14 protein-coding genes are annotated in these 17254 nt (G+C 69.6%); 3 read left to right on the forward strand and 11 right to left on the reverse strand.

The genetic code is table 11. The features are described from left to right. Both A5757_RS03490 and A5757_RS03495 read right to left on the reverse strand, forming a co-directional pair. On the reverse strand, positions 1-882 hold the full coding sequence (locus A5757_RS03490) for an ABC transporter permease (protein ID WP_066828638.1): 882 nt from the start codon (positions 880-882) through the stop codon (positions 1-3). Then, positions 882-2864: an ABC transporter ATP-binding protein gene (locus A5757_RS03495; protein ID WP_066828639.1), complete on the reverse strand. Its 1983-nt coding sequence runs from the start codon at positions 2862-2864 to the stop codon at positions 882-884. Before A5757_RS03495 ends, A5757_RS03490 begins: the two co-directional genes overlap by 1 nt. 187 nt (positions 2865-3051) lie before the next feature. On the opposite strand from A5757_RS03495, the gene A5757_RS03500 reads away from it, so the two are divergent. Then, a complete protein-coding gene (locus A5757_RS03500; RefSeq protein WP_066828736.1) occupies positions 3052-3732 on the forward strand; it encodes a TetR/AcrR family transcriptional regulator in 681 nt (226 codons plus the stop codon). On the opposite strand, the gene atzF is transcribed toward A5757_RS03500, so the two are convergent. From atzF to A5757_RS03520, 4 genes are read right to left on the reverse strand one after another with little or no spacing between them, the layout of a single operon-like run. Next, on the reverse strand, positions 3711-5432 hold the full coding sequence (gene atzF, locus A5757_RS03505) for an allophanate hydrolase (protein WP_066828640.1): 1722 nt from the start codon (positions 5430-5432) through the stop codon (positions 3711-3713). The genes A5757_RS03500 and atzF overlap by 22 nt on opposite strands. After that, positions 5429-9067 (reverse strand): urea carboxylase, encoded by a 3639-nt coding sequence (gene uca / locus A5757_RS03510; protein WP_066828641.1) that lies wholly within the window; start codon positions 9065-9067, stop codon positions 5429-5431. The genes atzF and uca overlap by 4 nt, the downstream gene beginning before the upstream one ends. Beyond that, positions 9064-9720: an urea amidolyase associated protein UAAP2 gene (locus A5757_RS03515; protein ID WP_066828643.1), complete on the reverse strand. Its 657-nt coding sequence runs from the start codon at positions 9718-9720 to the stop codon at positions 9064-9066. Before A5757_RS03515 ends, uca begins: the two co-directional genes overlap by 4 nt. Beyond that, entirely contained in the window at positions 9717-10601 is an 885-nt protein-coding gene (locus A5757_RS03520) for an urea amidolyase associated protein UAAP1 (protein WP_197497233.1), read from the reverse strand. Before A5757_RS03520 ends, A5757_RS03515 begins: the two co-directional genes overlap by 4 nt. A 301-nt stretch (positions 10602-10902) precedes the next feature. Here A5757_RS03520 and A5757_RS03525 point away from each other — a divergent pair, with 301 nt between their 5' ends. Beyond that, the gene (locus A5757_RS03525) at positions 10903-11187 is read left to right on the forward strand and encodes a YciI family protein (RefSeq protein ID WP_066828650.1); all 285 of its coding nucleotides are present in this window, start codon (positions 10903-10905) and stop codon (positions 11185-11187) included. Positions 11188-11302: 115 nt separating this feature from the next. Beyond that, positions 11303-12355, forward strand: a complete 1053-nt coding sequence (locus tag A5757_RS03530) for an NAD(P)-dependent alcohol dehydrogenase (RefSeq protein ID WP_066828652.1) — start codon at positions 11303-11305, stop codon at positions 12353-12355. A 55-nt stretch (positions 12356-12410) separates the two neighbouring features. Here A5757_RS03530 and A5757_RS03535 read toward each other — a convergent pair whose 3' ends face one another. The 5 genes from A5757_RS03535 to A5757_RS03555 form a co-directional block, all read right to left on the reverse strand. Continuing rightward, positions 12411-13370 (reverse strand): alpha/beta hydrolase family protein, encoded by a 960-nt coding sequence (locus A5757_RS03535; protein WP_066828654.1) that lies wholly within the window; start codon positions 13368-13370, stop codon positions 12411-12413. A gap of 288 nt (positions 13371-13658) precedes the next feature. After that, the gene (locus A5757_RS03540) at positions 13659-14669 is read right to left on the reverse strand and encodes an NADP-dependent oxidoreductase (RefSeq protein WP_066828656.1); all 1011 of its coding nucleotides are present in this window, start codon (positions 14667-14669) and stop codon (positions 13659-13661) included. A gap of 23 nt (positions 14670-14692) precedes the next feature. Continuing rightward, positions 14693-15340: a maleylpyruvate isomerase family mycothiol-dependent enzyme gene (locus A5757_RS03545; RefSeq protein ID WP_066828658.1), complete on the reverse strand. Its 648-nt coding sequence runs from the start codon at positions 15338-15340 to the stop codon at positions 14693-14695. Positions 15341-15352: 12 nt separating this feature from the next. Then, positions 15353-16315: a class 1b ribonucleoside-diphosphate reductase subunit beta gene (gene nrdF, locus A5757_RS03550; RefSeq protein ID WP_066828738.1), complete on the reverse strand. Its 963-nt coding sequence runs from the start codon at positions 16313-16315 to the stop codon at positions 15353-15355. A gap of 148 nt (positions 16316-16463) precedes the next feature. Beyond that, complete coding sequence (locus tag A5757_RS03555) at positions 16464-17204, reverse strand: TetR/AcrR family transcriptional regulator (RefSeq protein ID WP_066828660.1); 741 nt, start codon at positions 17202-17204, stop codon at positions 16464-16466. Positions 17205-17254: the final 50 nt, after the last annotated feature.

Genomic DNA, 17254 nt, shown 5'->3' on the forward strand with positions numbered 1-17254 from the left:
CTACTTCGTCTTCATCAGGTTGCGCAGGCTGTCCCCGGCGATGTTGCCGACCAGGGCGAGCACCAGCACCCCGAGGCCGGGCATCACCGGAATCCACCACTGCTGCAGGAAGTAACTGAGGTTCCGCGCGGAGTCGGCGCCCAGTTCGGGGGCAGGCGCGGACTGCCCGAGTCCGAGGAACGACAGAGCCGCCAGCGTGAGGATCAGGGTGCCGATGTCCAGGCTCGCCGCCACCATGGTGTTGGGGACCGCCCCGGGCAGCAGATGCCGGCCGGCCAGCCGCATCCGGCCCGCGCCGGCGAGTTTGGCCGCCTCGACATGCGGTCTGGCCGCCAGACGCGTGATCTCGCCGCGCACCAGCCTCGCGTAGAACGGCCACCACACGATCGACACGGCGATCAGCGTGTGCAGGAACCCGGGGCCGAGCGCCGCGACGACGGCGATGGCGAGGACCGGCGCCGGAAGTGACAGGAACGCGTCGGTGATTCGCATGAGCAGCGAATCGACCCACCCGCCGAACGTTCCGGCGATCAGACCGATCAGACCACCGACGAGGACGCCGAGGGCCACCACGGCGAGCGCGGCGAACCAACTCGACCGGGCGCCGTAGAGCACCCGGGAGAGGATGTCGCGTCCGACGCTGTCGCTGCCGAGCAGGAAGCCGTCCTGGCCGGGAGCCTGCAGCGGCATCCCGACCGGAAGCAGGGGGTCGTGGGGAGCCAGCAGCGGCACCGCCACCGCGACGAGGGTGACCACGATGATCAGCGAGAAACCGATCCAGTTGACGACCTGAGATCGGTTCTGCGGCATGGTGAGCAGCCGGCTGCGGCCCCGGACGAGCGCAGATGCGGGGAGAGCGGGTGCCGGTAGGGTGACGGCCATCAAACCGCCTTTCGTTCGATGCACGCCACCTGATGCGGGTGGCCGGGGAAACCTTCGAGCCGGACGTCGAGCAGCGTGTCGGAACAGGCGTCCACCGCCAGCGGGCACCGCGGGTGGAATGCGCAGCCGGTGGGTGGGCTCAACGGGCTGGCGGGCTCACCTGCCAGTACCGCCGGTTCGCGACCGAGGTCGGGAATCGAGTCGACGAGCGCCTCGGTGTACGGGTGGGTGGGGTGGCCGATCACCTCCTCGGCGGGCCCGAGCTCGACGATGCGGCCCAGGTACATGACCGCGATTCGGTCGGCGACCACCCGGGCGACCGACAGATCGTGTGTCACGAACACCACCGACATGTCCAGGCTGCGCCGCAGATCGCCGATGAGGTTGAGCACCGACGCCGCCAGCGAGACGTCCAGGGCGCTGGTCGGTTCGTCACACAGCAGCACCGACGGCGGCACCACCGTCGCGCGCGCCAGCGAAACCCGTTGCCGCTGACCGCCGGACAGCTGCCCTGCCCGCGCCTTGGCCACCTCCGGTGCCAAACCGACCCGGTCGAGCACCTCGGCCACCTTCTCCAGGCGGCGCGAGCGCGACATCCCGGTGCCGCGCAACCGCTCCCCGATCAGCTCACCCACCGACAGCCACGGGGTCAGCGAGGCGCCGGCGTCCTGGAACACCATCTGCGGTGGTGCGGCGCCGGTCCGCGTCACCTCACCGGAGCTCGGCTGCTCGAGACCGGCGATCACGCGCAGCAGCGTCGACTTACCCGAACCACTCTCCCCGACCAACGCCACCGACTCGCCGTGACCGACCTGCAGTGAGACTCCGCGCAGCGCACGCAGTCTGCCGTGCCGCCCCACCGTGAAGGTCTTGGTGACGTCGCGCAGCACCACCGCCGGCGGCTGGACGGTCCGGTCGGCGGATACGGTGTCGGAAAATTTCGCGTCGAGGTTGGTCGTCGTCTCACCGAGCGCGGCGTGCACCTCGTCCAGCGGCCGGATGCATGCGCTGACCCGGTTGGGGGCGACCGCCAGCGGATCCGGGGGCGTCTTCTCGCACTCGTCGCTGGCCAGTGCACACCGCGGCACGAACGGGCAGCCGGGCAGCGGGGTGACGGGACTGGGTACCGATCCGGCGAGCGCGGCGAGCGGCCGGTCTCGGCGGGTGTCGAGGGTGAGCCGGGAGCGCAGCAGTCCGTGGGTGTAGGGATGCGCAGGCGCATCGAGGACCTTTGCACTGGGACCGATCTCGGCGATGCGGCCCGCGTACAGCACCGCGATGCGGTCGGAGATCTGAGCGGCCACACCGAGGTCGTGGGTGATCAACACGATGCTGCAGCCGATCTCGTCGCGCAGGCGGCGCAGCAACCGCAGCACTTGCGCCTGCACGGTGACATCGAGCGCGGTCGTCGGTTCGTCGGCGATGATCAGGTCCGGATCGCCTGCGATCGCGATCGCGATCATGACGCGCTGCCGCAGGCCGCCGGACAGTTCGTGAGGGTAGGCCCGCATCCGTTGTGCGGGTTCGGGAATGCCGACGGCGGTGAGCAGGTGCAGCGCCTCCTCGTCGCTGCCTGCCGCCTCCGCCACCTGCCTGCCGATCCGCATGGTCGGGTTCAGCGAAGTCATGGGGTCCTGGAACACCGCGCCCAGATCGAGGCGACGCACCTTGCGCACCTCTTTGGCGCCTCCGCGGATCATGTCCGATCCGGCGACCCGCACGATGCCGGTGGCTGTCGCGTTCTCGGGCAGCAGACCGAGCATGCTGAAGCCGAGAACGCTCTTGCCGGAACCGGATTCGCCGACCAGTCCGAGGATCTCACCGGGCGCGACGGCCAGGGACACGCCGCGCAGCGCATGCGCGTCACGCCCGTTGCGGCGGAACGTGACCCGCAGATCGCTCACCGTCGCAACCGGTGAGATCGCCGAGCTGGTCGACGACACCGCGTCCGGTGTGTCGGTCTCGGATACAGCGATGCCCATCGGAACGCTCCTGCCTCGGCGTATCGGCCGCCTGTCAGTTGACAGTTTTCACGCGGCCCCGGCGCGATGGGTGTCGCCGACGTAACCAATCGTCGCGTCACGTAACCGATGCGTATCGCCGGTTTCTGTCGTGTGACAGAAACGGGAGGGCTTCCGAATCGGCGTGATCGTGGTCCACGATGGAGTCATGCCGCTGACCCGGGCCGGGCGCCCACGCCTCACCACCCCGCGGCGACCGGGGGTGACGGCCCGCGACGAAATACTCGACGCTGCAGGCGAACTGTTCACCACCATGGGCTACGCCGGCACCTCGACGCGGACCATCGCCGATACCGTGGGCATCCGGCAGGCCTCGCTTTACCACTACTTCCGCACAAAGGACGACATCCTGTGCGCGCTGTTGGGGCAGACGGTCAGCCCCACCCTGGCGTTCATCCCGAACCTTCTCGGCGCGGAGCCCGCCTTGACGGCGGCCGAGCACCTGCATGCGCTCGCGGCGTTCGACGGCAGCCAACTGCTCAGTGGGCGATGGAATCTCGGCGCGCTCTATCTCCTGCCCGAATTGCGCGACGCGCGACTGGAACCGTTCTGGTCGGACCGCGAGCGGCTGCGGTTGCACTATCTGGCGTTGAGCCGGGCCGTCGTCGAGCAGACCGGTGTGCACGAGGCGGCGGCCGATCTGCCGTTCCGGCTGGTGGAGTCGCTGGTGAACATGTGGTCGGTGCCGCCGGGCCGCGAACGCGAACAACTGCCGGTGCACGTGGCCGACGCGTGCATGCGGGTACTCGGCGTGCGCGACGGCGCGATCCCCACGCTGCGGGAGCGCAGCGGGGCCGAGATCGCGCGCTACACGCGCTCTCTGGGCTGAGACTCGAGCCGGTCCAGATAGCGGCGCCAGTCACCATAGGCGGAGATGTCCTCGCCGGCCTGCCAGGCGTCCAGCGCACAGCCGAAGCCCACGACCTCGCGGCCGTCGGACAGGGTCACCCGGCCCAGCGCCATCGGTGCAGGCAGGTCGGCCAGGAAGTCACCGAGCATCGCGGTGCCGAGCAACCACAGCTCACCGCCGATCGACACCCCACCCTCGGCTCCGACCCGGACCAGACCCGGCTTCGGTGGAGTGGTGTCGAGCCGCGCCATCCGGTACAGCGGCGCGGTGGCCACCGGACCCAGCCACCGTGCACCGCGCTGTTCGAGCTGCCACGTCAACGGCTGACCGCGCAGATGCGCCCCGACGACGAGCAGAGGTACCGCTGCCACGCCGGCGCGCACCGGCCACGGTGCGGCCGAGGTGTGGTCGTCCCGCGCTGGTAGAGCGACGCGTCGCGCGAGGTCGAGGGCGAGCGCGTCGGCGCCTGCCCGGGCCACCACCGAGACGCCGAACTGGGCGCCGTCGACCGTCCCGGACGGCACCGCGACCGCGCACAGATCCATCAGGTTGCAGAAGTTGGTGTAGGTGCCCAGCCGGGAGTTCACGCCCACCGGATCGGCGGTGACCTCGGCGATGGTCGGGTGTTCGGTGGTGGTGGGGATGAGCAGTGCGTCGCAGTCGGCGAGCTGAGCCATCGCGACCGCGGTCAGCTCGCTGAGCCGGACCCGGTCGCGTAGCAGCCGGGTCGCGGACACCGTTCCCGCCGCGGTGATGATCGCCCCTACCGTCGGGTCCACCCCGGCCGGCGTCGTGTCGACGAAATCGCCTACCGCTTCGTGCCTTTCGGCCACCAGGCCACCGTCGTAGAGCAGCCGGGCCGCCTCGAGGAACGGCGTCAGATCGATTTCGGTGAGCGTGACGCCCTGCGCCTCGAGCCGGTCACAGGCCGCACGGAACGCCGCCTGCCATGCCGGTGACAGCGCGGGGAGTTCGCGCGGCACCGCGATGCGCGCCGCGGCCGGGGCGGCCAGGGGTGCGTCGGGTGGGAACGGTCGCGCTCCCCCGGCCATCACCCCCATGGCGGCGTCGGCGGTGTCGATGTCGCGGGCGAACACCGTGACGCAGTCGTATGACCGGCAGGCGGGGACGACACCCGTGGTCGGCACGACGCCGTAGGTCGGTTTGATGCCGACAATGCCCTGCAGGGCGGCGGGCACCCGACCCGACCCCGCGGTGTCGGTGCCCACGGCCACGTCGACCAGCCCGAGGCTCACCGCGACGGCCGATCCGGCGCTCGAGCCACCGGAGATGTGGTCCGGGCGGCGGGCGTCGCGCACGGCCCCGTACGGGCTGCGGGTCCCGACCAGGCCGGTGGCGAACTGGTCGAGATTGGTCGACCCGAGCACCACCGCACCGGCGGCGCGCAGCCTCGCGACGACGGGTGCGTCCGCGGCGGCCGGTGCCGTCGCGTAAGTGGGGCAGGCCGCCGTTGTCGGCAGCCCCACCACGTCGATGTTGTTCTTCACCGCGACGGTCAGCCCGACGAGCGGGAGATCCTGGCCGGTGGCGACCGCGGTGTCGACAGCTTCGGCGTCGGCGAGGGCCTCGGCCAACGGGCGCAACGTGATCCACACCTCGGGACGGGTGACGGCCTCGATCGCGGCGTAGGACGCGTACACCCGGTCCACGGCACTCATGCCGGGATGTCCCGCAGTTCGTCCTGCGCGTCGTCGGCGACGACGAGCAGCGGGGTGCCCGGGTCAACCTGATGACCAGCCTCGACGAGCACGTGGGTGACGACGCCGTCCGCCGGTGCGGTCACCACGGTCTCCATCTTCATCGCCTCCAGCGCGAGCAGAGCCTGTCCGGCCGTCACCCGTTGACCCACGGTGACGTCGACCTTCCATACGTTCGAGGAGAACGGCGCGTCGATGCGCTGCGCGCCGTCCTCGAGGATCAGCTCCTCCTGCGCTGTGACGCTGCGCGATTCGGCCTGCTCGGCGCGGTCGAACTCGCCTGCGGCGACCCACGCCGACCGTTCAGCGGAGAAGGCGGCGTTCTGGCGGGCCCGGAAGTCGGCGATGGACTCGGCGTTGTCGGCCAGGAATCTCTCGTGTGCACCGAGATCGAAGGTGCCGTCGGTGATCTCGACCGAACCGCGGCCCGCGGCGATGTCCGCGCGCAGCTCCAGCAGTTCGTCGGCCGAGACCGGGTACCAGGAGATGCGGTCGAAGAACCGCAGCAACCAGGGGCTGCCGGGCTCGAAGGGCGCGGTGTGCCGGTAGGTGCTCCACACCTGGGTGGTGCGGCCGACGAACTGATATCCGCCGGGTCCCTCCATACCGTAGATGCACAGGTAGGCGCCGCCGATGCCGACCGAGTTCTCCGCGGTCCACGTCCGGGCCGGGTTGTACTTCGTGGTGACCAGGCGGTGCCGCGGATCGAGCGGGGTGGCCACCGGCGCACCGAGATACACGTCGCCCAGCCCGAGGGTGAGGTACTCGGCCGAGAACACCACGTCCATCACGTCGGCCTGCGTGTCGAGTCCGTTGATACGCCGGATGAACTCGATGTTGGACGGGCACCACGGCGCGTCGTCACGGACCCCGGACTGATACCGGGCGATCGCCTCGCGGGTCGCCGGATCATCCCAGCTCAGGGGCAGCCGCACCGATCTGCTGGGGACGACGAGATCCGAGGTGGCGGGCAGCTCGTCCTCCAACTCGGACAGCAGACCCAGCAGCCGCTGGATCGGCAGCGTCTGCGGGTCGACGTGCACCTGCAGTGACCGGATCCCGGGGGTGAGGTCGACGATGCCCCGCACGGTGCCGTCGCGACGCGCCTCCTCCAGGCGGGTGTGCAGCGCGTGCACGCGCGCCCGCAGCGCGAGATCGAGCACCATGTCGCCGTATTCGACGAGCACGTTGTCGTCACCGCTGCGCCGGTAGGTGACGGCCGGTGCGCGGTCGGCGCGGCGGGCCAGCACGCCGTCGTCGCCGTCCGAGTCGCCGCGCCGCACCCGTGGTGACGCGGCGCGCCGGATCGCTGCACCGTCGGACCGGCCGGGAGCGCTGGCCGCCGCCACGGGCACGAACCGCACGGTGTCCCCCGGGCGCAGCTGCCCGAGTTTCCAGCGGTCCGCGGAGATCACGGTCACCGGGCAGACGAAGCCGCCGAGACTCGGTCCATCGGGGCCGAGGAGAATCGGGGTGTCGCCGGTGAAGTCCAGCGCGCCGACCGAATACGCCGTGTCGTGGATGTTGGACGGGTGCAGTCCCGCCTCGCCGCCGTCGGGGCGGGACCAGCGGGGTCTCGGGCCGACGAGGCGCACCCCGGTGCGGGCGGAGTTGAAGTGCACGCGATAAGCGGCGCCGAACAGCGTCGCGATGTCGTCTCGGGTGAAGAACTCCGGGGCGCCGTGCGGGCCCTCGGTGACGGCGAGTTCCCATTCCGACGGCAGCGCCGGACGCTGCTCCAGCGGCACCGGGGCGCCGTGCGGGGCGGTGGCGGCCGCCGCGCGCAGCACGTCGCCGACGACCAGCTGTCGGCCGCCGTGTCCACCGAACCGACCCAGTGTGAATGTCGCTGCGCTGCCGAGGTATTCGGGGACGTCCAATCCCCCGGCCACCAGCACGTAGGTGCGCAGACCGGCCGACTCGGCGGGCCCGATGTCGAGTAGCCCGCCGGCCGGGACGTCGATGGGCTCCCACATGGGGACGGGCTGGCCGTTGACCGTGACGTCGGCGTCGGCGCCGGTGACGCAGACCGTGGTGCCGTGGGTGACCCGCAGGGCGGGACCCGAGGCGGTGCATTCCAGTCCGGGTGCCCCGTCCGGGTTGCCGAGGGCGCGGTTGCCGAGGCGGAACGACAGGTCGTCCATCGGACCGCCCGGCGGAACACCGACGTGCCACAACCCGATCCGACCGGGCAGGTCCTGGACGGTGGTGAGCAGACCGGGGCGTTCGACGGTGATGCGGGGCCGCGGATCGGGCACCGTGGCCAGGGTCGACGTGCTGTGTAAGGCGGCCCGAACGTCGACGTGGTCCAGCGCCGCGCGCAGGGTGCCGATGTTCGTCTCGATGCCGTGCAGCGCCGTATCGCCGAGCGCGGCACCGAGCCGGTCGAACGCCTCGTCGCGGTCGGCGCCGGCAGCAATCACCTTGGCCAGCAGCGGATCGTAAGACGCCGACACCTCGGTGCCGTCCTCGATCCAGGAGTCCACCCGCACGCCCTCCGGGAACGTGACCGACGTGATCGCGCCTGTGCTGGGCCGGTAGTCGCGGGACGGGTCCTCGGCATAGAGTCGCGCCTCGACCGCGTGGCCGATGACGGGGACAGTGCCTTGGGAGAACTCCGAGACAAAGCTGTTGTCGCCGAAAGCGAGTCGAAACATCCACCCCGCCAAGTCGACGCCGGTGACCGCCTCGGTGACCGGATGCTCGACCTGCAGGCGCGCGTTGACCTCGAGGAAGGACGCCTGTTCCCGGACAGGGTCGTAGACGAATTCGACGGTGCCTGCGGATCGGTAGGCCACCGACGCCCCGAGCGCGCGGGAGGAGTCGTGGAGCTGCGCCCGGACGGCGTCGGGCAGGCCCGGTGCGGGCGCCTCCTCGATCACCTTCTGGTTGCGTCGCTGCAGCGAGCAGTCCCGGTCGCCGAGCGAGACGACCCCTCCCGCGCCGTCTCCGAAGATCTGGACCTCGACATGGCGGGCGCCGTCGACGAAGCGCTCGACGAACAGGCCGCCGGCGCCGAAGCTGCGTTCGGCCAGCCGGGTCACCCTGCTGAACGCGGTCTGCAGTTCGGCGTGGTCCCGGCACACCTGCATGCCGATACCGCCGCCGCCGCCGGTCGCCTTGAGCATCACCGGATAGCCGATCTCTTCCGCGGCGGTGACGGCCGCGGAAGCGTCGGCGAGCAGTTCGGATCCGGGGAACACCGGGACGCCCGCGGCCCGGGCGGCCGCGCGCGCGGTGTGTTTGGTGCCGAACGCGCGCAGCTGATCCGGTGTCGGGCCGACGAAGACGAGTCCGGCCCGCTCGACGGCCTCGGCGAAATCCGCGTCCTCGGAGAGGAACCCGTAACCAGGATGGATCAGCGTCGCGCCGGTCGCGTTCGCCGCATCGAGGATGGCCTCGATGCGTAGATAGCTTTCGCTCGGCGCGGCGGGCCCGAGCCGGACGGCGTCGTCGGCGAGCCGCACGTGCGGAGCGCCCCGGTCGGCGTCGGAGAACACCGCCACCGTCCGCAGGCCGAGCGCCCGCGCGGCCCGCACCAGCCGCACGGCGATCTCACCGCGATTGGCGACCAGCACCGCCTCGTGCGCGCTCACGGCCGCGTGACGATCATCCGGACCGGCGTCGGGTCGAAGGCGTTGCACGGGTTGTTGATCTGCGGGCAGTTCGAGATCAGCACCAGGGTGTCGATCTCGGCGCGCAGGGCCACCCGCTTACCGGGACCGGACAACCCGTCGACGATACCCAGGGCGCCGTCGGGGTCGACCGGCACGTTCATGAACCAGTTGATGTTGCTGGCGAGATCGCGCGCGCCGAGACCGTACCGGGCGCCTTCGATGAGGAAGTTCTCCATGCATCCGTGCTGGGCTCGGGTGTGCTGCCCGTAGCGCAGGGTGTTGGACTCCTTGGAGCACGCGCCGCCGAGAGTGTCGTGCACGCCGACCTCGTCGGCGACCACCGTCATGAGGGCCGCCCCGGTGTCGGCGCGGAGCACCGATCCGGTGGTCAGCGCGATACGTCCTTGGCGGGCAATGGTTTCCGCGGCCGAGTACCGGACCGTCGTGTCGGCGGCAGAGTAGAGCAGGCAGTCGACGGCCTGATTCCCGGCGAGGTCGACGATCGTCAGCACATCGCCGGCGGCGAGGACCGCCGACCAGGGCGCCCTCGCCGCGACGTGCTGGTCGAGGACGATCTGCCCGGGGATCAGCGCCGGCGCTGCGGTGTCGGGGGCGGTCTCGGAGGCGGTCATAGCACTCCTCGGGCGGCCAGGTCGGCGTCGGTGTTGGCGATGGCCTGTCGGTGTTCGGGTCCGAGTTCGCCCAAGAGCGAACCGTCGCTGAGCAGGTCGAGATCGCCGGCGGCGGGCCATGCGTCCACGTGTAGCGGCGAGCAGGTGAACTCGGACCGCGGGTCGAGTGGATGGGCGGTGTTGGCGAGCAGCACGATGGCGTCGACGTGTAGCAACAGGTCGACGGTGGTGGCGGGCCCGGCCGAACCGTGCCAACGGATCACGCCGTCGGCGTCGACGCGCACGCCCTGAAAGAAGGACAGTGACGGCGGAAGGTCGCGCGGGCCGAGTCCGTGTTTCAGCGCCCCCAGCAGCAGCAGTTCCCGCCCGGCTGGTGACGTCGATTCCGGTGCGCCCGAACCGAATCGAGCCTCGTTGCCGGAGCGGGTGCTGGTGCCGGTCAGCGCGTCATGGGCGCCGGAGGTGTCGGCGACGACGGTCGCTAGCACGCGGCCGAATCCGCTGAGCAACGGATGGCCCGTCGTCACGTACGCCTGCCAGGGCACCTTCACGGTGTCGGCGATGTTAAGCCGCTCGTGGGTGGCGTCGGCGCGGTGCAGCAGCAGGTGCGCGCAGGCGTCGCCGAGCGGATCGGTCAGCCGGATCCTGGTACCGCGGGCCAGCACCGCGGTGGTGTAGCCGCCGGGGGCCACGGTCTCCGCCCACACCAGAGCGTCGGCGGATACGCCGTCGACCGCGGTCGGGCTGGTCGACGCCGGAACGTGGCGCATGTGCTCGGCCGTCCGGCCGTGCTGCGCGCGGGCATGGGCGCGGGCGCCCGCCGTCGTCGCCGTCGCCGATCCCGATGTCGCGGTGTCCGGATCGTGGAGATCGCTGGTCACAGGCCGCTCCTGAACTGTGAGGCGCCGCACCGAAGCGCGGCATTTCTGTCACCTGACAGTTTTCGCGTCGGCGCCGGGGCTGTGGTTGCCGCGACGTAACCGATGGCGGCCGGATCGTTAACAACACACGTCCCGTGTGTCTGTCATGTGACAGGTATCGCCAGACCGGTGGCAGGAAGTGATCGCCGAGTGTGCATCCTGGGCGTCGAGAGTGCGTCCAGGGCGACGATCCGGCCGTCTACCCGCCCTGGGTGCACACTCGACGCCCTTACCGCACACTCGACCGGCTAGTGTTCGGCGCGTGTTCCATGTGCTGACGCTGACCTACCTGCAACCGCTCGACGTCATCGACCAGTCACGTCCCGCGCATCTGGAGTGGCTGGGCGCCGAGGCCGCTGCGGGCCGCATCCTGCTCGCCGGCCGGGTCGAGGCGCAGACCGGCGCCGTGCTGATCACCGGCGACATCTCCGCCGACGAGGCCGACGGTCTCATCGCCGCGGACCCTTATTCGCAGGCCGGCGTCGTGCGCTACGAGCGGGTGAGCTTCAACGGCGCCTTCCGCGCCCCCGTGCTGTCAGATAGCTGACATCTCCGCGGATCGGGATTACGCACCCGCCGCGCCTGGTTATGCCCGAGGTGTGCCGCATCGCCGCGGCCTGACGCGTCCTCCCGAACGACGATCAACGATCAAGAGGTTTTCTATGTCCACGTCTGTTTCCGCCTATGCCGCCACATCGGCGGCCGAGCGTCTGACCCCCACCACGATCACCCGCCGCGACGTCGGCCCGCACGACGTGGCGTTCGACATCCACTTCGCCGGCATCTGTCACTCCGACATCCACACCGTCAAAGCCGAGTGGGGCCGGGTGAAATTCCCGATCGTGCCCGGCCACGAGATCGCCGGCATCGTCACCGAGGTCGGCTCCGAGGTCTCGAAGTACAAGGTCGGCGACCGGGTCGGTGTCGGCTGCTTCGTCGACTCCTGCCGTGAATGTGACAACTGCCGCGCCGGCGACGAGCAGTACTGCACCGGCGGCGGCATGGTCGGCACCTACAACGGCGTGGGTCGCGACGGCCAGCCCACGCAGGGCGGCTACAGCGGCGCGATCGTCGTCGACGAGAACTATGTCCTCCGCATCCCGGACAGCATCTCGCTGGAGGACGCCGCACCGCTGCTGTGTGCGGGCATCACCACCTATTCGCCGCTGCGGCACTGGGAGGCCGGGCCGGGGAAGAAGGTCGCCGTGGTCGGTCTCGGCGGTCTGGGACACCTGGCCGTGAAGATCGCCGTCGCGATGGGCGCAGAGGTCACGGTGCTGAGCCAATCGCTCAAGAAGATGGAGGACGGGCTGCGCCTCGGCGCTTCGGCCTACCACGCCACCAGCGACGCCAACACGTTCAAGGCACTCGCGGGGACGTTCGATCTGATCATCAACACGGTGTCTGCCAACCTCGACCTGGTGCAATATCTGAAGCTGCTCAAACTCGACGGCACGCTCGTCGAGCTCGGAATGCCCGAGCATCCGATGCAGGTGCCGGCCGGGGCACTGATCTCCGGCCGCAAGCGGATCGCGGGCTCGCTGATCGGCGGGATCGCCGAAACGCAGGAGATGCTGGACTTCTGCGCCGAGCACGACGTGCGCCCCGAAATCGAGGTCATCGCCCCGGACTACATCAACGAGGCCTACGAGCGCGTGCTGGCCAGCGACGTGCGCTACCGCTTCGTCATCGACACCGCCGCACTGCGCAGCTGATCCACGAGAAAACGGCCGGAGTGCGCATTGCACTCCGGCCGTTCTCGTATTCGGACTAGGCGCCCAATGTGCGCTGGATGTCCGGCTTCATCGCGTTCAACTGCGAACCCCAGTAGCCCCAGCCGTGCGTCCCGTTCGGCGGGAACGTGAAGGTAGCGTTACCGCCACCGTCGGCGGTGTAGGCGCGCTGGAACGCGCGGTTGCTGTCCTGGGTGATGCTCTCGAGGAGCTGACCCGGGATGTCACCGCCGCCACCGAGGTCACCGGGCCTGCCGTTGCCGGTGTACACCCACAGGCGGGTGCCGTTGGCTACCAGCCGGCCGGCCTGCAGCGTGGGGTCGTTGCGCTGCCACGCCGGTCCCCCGCCGGGCCCCCACATCGCGGTGGCGTCGAAGCCGCCCGCGTCGCGCATCGAGATGCCGACCAGGGTCGGCCAGATGCCCTCGGACAGGTTCAGGAATCCCGACAGCGACGCCGCATAGCTGAACTGGCCGGGGTGGTAGGCGGCCAGGATCAGCGCCGAGCTCCCCGACATCGACAGACCGACGACGGCGTTCCCGCTCTGCGAGATGCCTTTGTTGGCCGCGAGGTAGGTCGGGAGCTCGGAGGTCAGGAACGTCTCCCACTGGTAGTTCTGCGTGCGGCCGTTGCCGACCGCCGGGCTCTGCCAGTTGGTGTAGAAGCTCGACATGCCGCCGACGGGCATGACGACCGACAGACCCGATTCGAAGTAGTTCTCGAATGCCGCGGTCTCGATGTCCCAACCGCTGTTGTCGTCGCGGGCGCGCAGTCCGTCGAGCAGATAGACCGCCTTGGGCCCACCCCCCTGGAAGCGGACGGGCACGGTGGTGCCCATCGCCGCGGACGGCACCATCAGCGTCTCCACGGGCAGGCCCGGCCGGGAGTACGCCCCTGCCGTCGCCGCGTTGCCGGTGATGCCGATCAGAGCCGGCAGCACGGCGGCTGTCAGGGCGCCGACCATCAGCCGTCGGCGCAGTTTCTGTAGCGATCTCATCTGGTCTTGCCATCCTTTCGGGGCACGCCGCGAATGCGGCGTGACCGTGTGCAAAAAGGAGCCGCTCGGATGCCGCTGCTTCGCATCCGTCGCGTGTGATCCGGCGCCTGGACGACGGCCGGTCACCTCGTATGTCGTCGCCTAGATGCCCGCTGTTAGCCGACGCTCCCGCGCAGGCGCCCTACGTCATCAGCTCGTCAGATTCGGCTGTGCGCCCAAATGATCAAACGGGCGCGAAAGTGCGAGCAGTCGCGGGCATTTCGTCGATCTCGGCGAACGCCGCAGCCGTCAGTCGGCGATCTTCACCAGCATTTTGCCGATGTTCGCGCCGGTGAACAGGCCGTTGAGGGCGTCGACGCAGGACTCGATACCGGTGAAGATCGTTTCCCGGTGGGACAGCAGTCCCTCGGCCTCCCACTGGTGCAGGGCGGCGAAGGCCTCCTCGAACCGGCCCCACTCGTCGAGGGCGTTGAAGCCCTGCATGGTCGCGGTCTTGGAGAGCAGGTTGACGTAGTTGGCCGGTCCGGGGTGGTCTCCGGTGAGATAGCTCGAGATCACCCCACACAGCACGACGCGGGCCTTGGGTGCGAGGCGGCCGAGCACCGCGTCGAGGATGGGGCCGCCGACGTTGTCGAAGTACACGTCGACACCCCTGGGGCAGTGTTGTTTGAGCGCGGCCGGCAGCGGCTCGTTGCGGTAATCGATGCAGGCGTCGAACCCGAAGTCCTCGACGACGGCGCGGCACTTCTCGGGGCCGCCCGCGATGCCGACCACCCGGGCGCCGGCGATCTTGGCGATCTGGCCGGCAACCGATCCGGTGGCGCCGGCGGCGGCCGACACCACGACGGTCTGCCCGGGTGCGGGTCGGCCGATGTCGTGCATGCCGAAGTAGGCGGTGGCGCCCGTGGGGCCGTAGATCGACATCACCGCAGGCTGGTCGGCGGCGGGGTCGTCGACCGGCGTGCAGAAGATGTCGTCGCGGACGATGACGTACTCCTGGAAGCCGGTCAGGCTGGTGACCAGATCACCGACGGCGTAGGCGGGGCAGCGTGATTTCACGACCACCCCGATGCCGGCCGCCCGGATGACCTCGCCGAGTTGTACCGGGGGCAGGTAGCCGGGTTGGTCGTTGAGCCAGGTCCGGGCGGCGGCGTCGATGCCCACGTAGGTGACGCGGACCAGCGCCTCGCCGTCGGCGGGCTCGGGGGCCGGGGTGGTGATCAGCTCGGTGTCGTCCGGGTCGACGAGCCCGTGGGGGCGGCGACGCAGCACGATCTGGCGATTGGTCAGGTCGGACACGTGCCGACGCTACCGAAAACGTCTCAGGTGAGGCGGGACATCAGGAGCGGCAGACCCGGTCCGGTGAGCTGGTCGACGGCCACGGTGCGCCCGCAGATCGACAACATCAGCGCCGCTCCTCGACCGTGGATGGCGGCGCCGTGCCCCCACGTCCGGCCGGTGTCCTCGTCGCGCAGCGCAATACCGCGCAGCCGTCGGTGCGGGAAGAAGCCGATCTGGGTGCGACCGGTCAGGAAGTCGAGCACGCGGGCCACCTGAGCCGGGTCGGGCTGATGCGCAACGCCCAGCGGGATACGCATGTCGGCGCCGTGGATCAGGACGTCAGCGAGGCCGGACAGCGGCCCGGCCACGGGTGGGCTGAGCCGGTGCTCGGCGCGCCGGCGCAGCGTGTCGGCGATCTCGGCGGCCGGGGCCTGGGCCCGGCGGCGGGCCAGCGCGTCGATGCCCCGGTCGATGCCGCCGTGCCGGATCCCGCTGAGCAGGAAGCCGCTGAAGCCGTCGGCGAAATCGCTGATCAGATGCGCGGCAACGGTTTTGACGTCCCATCCCGCGCACAGGCTGGCCGTTGCGAGCCCGGCGGGGTCGAGACCGTCGATCAGATCAGCGATGGACCGCCGTTCGTCGGCGACCGCAGCGAACACCCAGTCGCGTTCCGCCCGGCTCAGCCGCACCGGTATACGACGCTAGAAGTCCCAGTCCTCGTCTTCGGTGTTGACGGCTTTGCCGATCACGTAGCTCGACCCCGAGCCGGAGAAGAAGTCGTGATTCTCGTCGGCATTGGGGCTCAGCGCCGACAGGATCGCCGGGTTGACGTCGGTCTCGTCGCGCGGGAACAGGGCCTCATAGCCCAGGTTCATCAGCGCTTTGTTGGCGTTGTAGCGCAGGAACTTCTTGACGTCCTCGGTCAGGCCGACGCTGTCGTAGAGGTCCTGGGTGTATTCGACCTCGTTGTCGTACAGCTCGAAGAGCAACTCGTAGGTGTAGTCCTTGAGTTCCTGCTGCTTGGCCGGCTCCTGCATGGCCAGCCCGCGCTGGTACTTGTAGCCGATGTAGTAGCCGTGCACGGCCTCGTCGCGGATGATCAGCCGGATCATGTCGGCGGTGTTGGTGAGCTTGGCCCGGCTCGACCAGTACATCGGCAGGTAGAAGCCGGAGTAGAACAGGAAGCTCTCCAACAGCGTCGACGCGACCTTGCGCTTGAGCGGTTCGTCGCCCTTGTAGTAGCGCATCACGATCTCGGCCTTGCGCTGCAGGTTGGGATTCTCCTCGGACCAGCGGAAGGCGTCGTCGATCTCCGACGTCGAGCACAGGGTGGAGAAGATGTTGCTGTAGCTGCGGGCGTGCACCGACTCCATGAACGCAATGTTGGTGTACACCGCCTCCTCGTGCGGGGTCAGCGCGTCCGGGATCAGCGACACCGCGCCGACGGTGCCCTGGATGGTGTCCAGCAGCGTCAGGCCGGTGAACACCCGCATGGTGAGCTGCTTCTCGTGGGCGGTCAGCGTGCCCCAGGACGGGATGTCGTTCGACACCGGCACCTTCTCCGGCAGCCAGAAGTTGCCGGTCAGGCGGTCCCAGACCTCGGCGTCCTTGTCGTCCTGCACACGGTTCCAGTTGATCGCCGAGACGCGGTCAATCAGCTTCATGCCTTCGCTCACCAGAACCCCACTTCACCAGGCTTTTTCGGTATCCGCTATAGCCGCCCTATAGCCGTCCTCGACACTACTCGTTGTGTCCGACAGCTCGGAGCAACCCAACATATTGGGTGCGGGCGTGTCGGGATCAGTGTCGGGATCAGGCGACGTTCGAGCCGCGCCGCACGCCCTCGTGCAGCGGCAGGTCGGGATCCAGTCGGACGCCGATGAGCTCGCAGGTTCCGTTGATCGACCCGACCAGGATCGTCGTCAGATGAGCGACGAACGCGTCGGACGGCATCCGGCGTGGGCTGTCGCCGTCGGCGCCCAGCCACCAGTCGGTCGCCGAGGACACCGACCCGAACGCCGCGTAGGCGGCCAGTTCGAGCGTTGCGGGGTCGATCTCGATGTCCCGCAGCTCGTTGTCGAACATGTTCGCCATCGCGACGGTGATGTCACGGCCCTCGTTGAGGGCGCGCATCGCCGATTCGCTCTGCTCGGCGAAGCGGCCCTGCATCAGGAACCGGATGACGTTCGGATGCTCGTCGACCATCCGGACGTACTGCTCGACGCTGCGCGCGATGACCTGGCGGCCGGAATCGGTCGACAGGTCGATCGACGGGAAGATCGCCGTCCACAGCATGTCGCGCAACCGCTGCCCGATGGCCTGGAACAGATCGGCTTTGTCGGCGAAGTGCCGGTAGATCTTGGGTTTGGCAGTGCCGGCTTCCTCGGCGATCTCGCGCAGACTGACCTCGGGACCCTGCCGGTCGATAGCCCGGAAGGCGGCATCGACGATCTCCGCACGCACCTTCTTCCGGTGCTCGCGCCAGCGCTCGCTGCGCGCGTCCACTTTGTCGCCGGTACCGCTACCGGACCGCGACCTCGACCCTCGACGCACCCGCCCACTGTACGCGCACTGCCCACGCTGACCTGCTCAGAACCGCCGCC

The sequence above is a fragment of the Mycobacterium sp. 852013-51886_SCH5428379 genome (assembly GCF_001665575.1).
Classification (GTDB): Bacteria; Actinomycetota; Actinomycetes; order Mycobacteriales; family Mycobacteriaceae; genus Mycobacterium.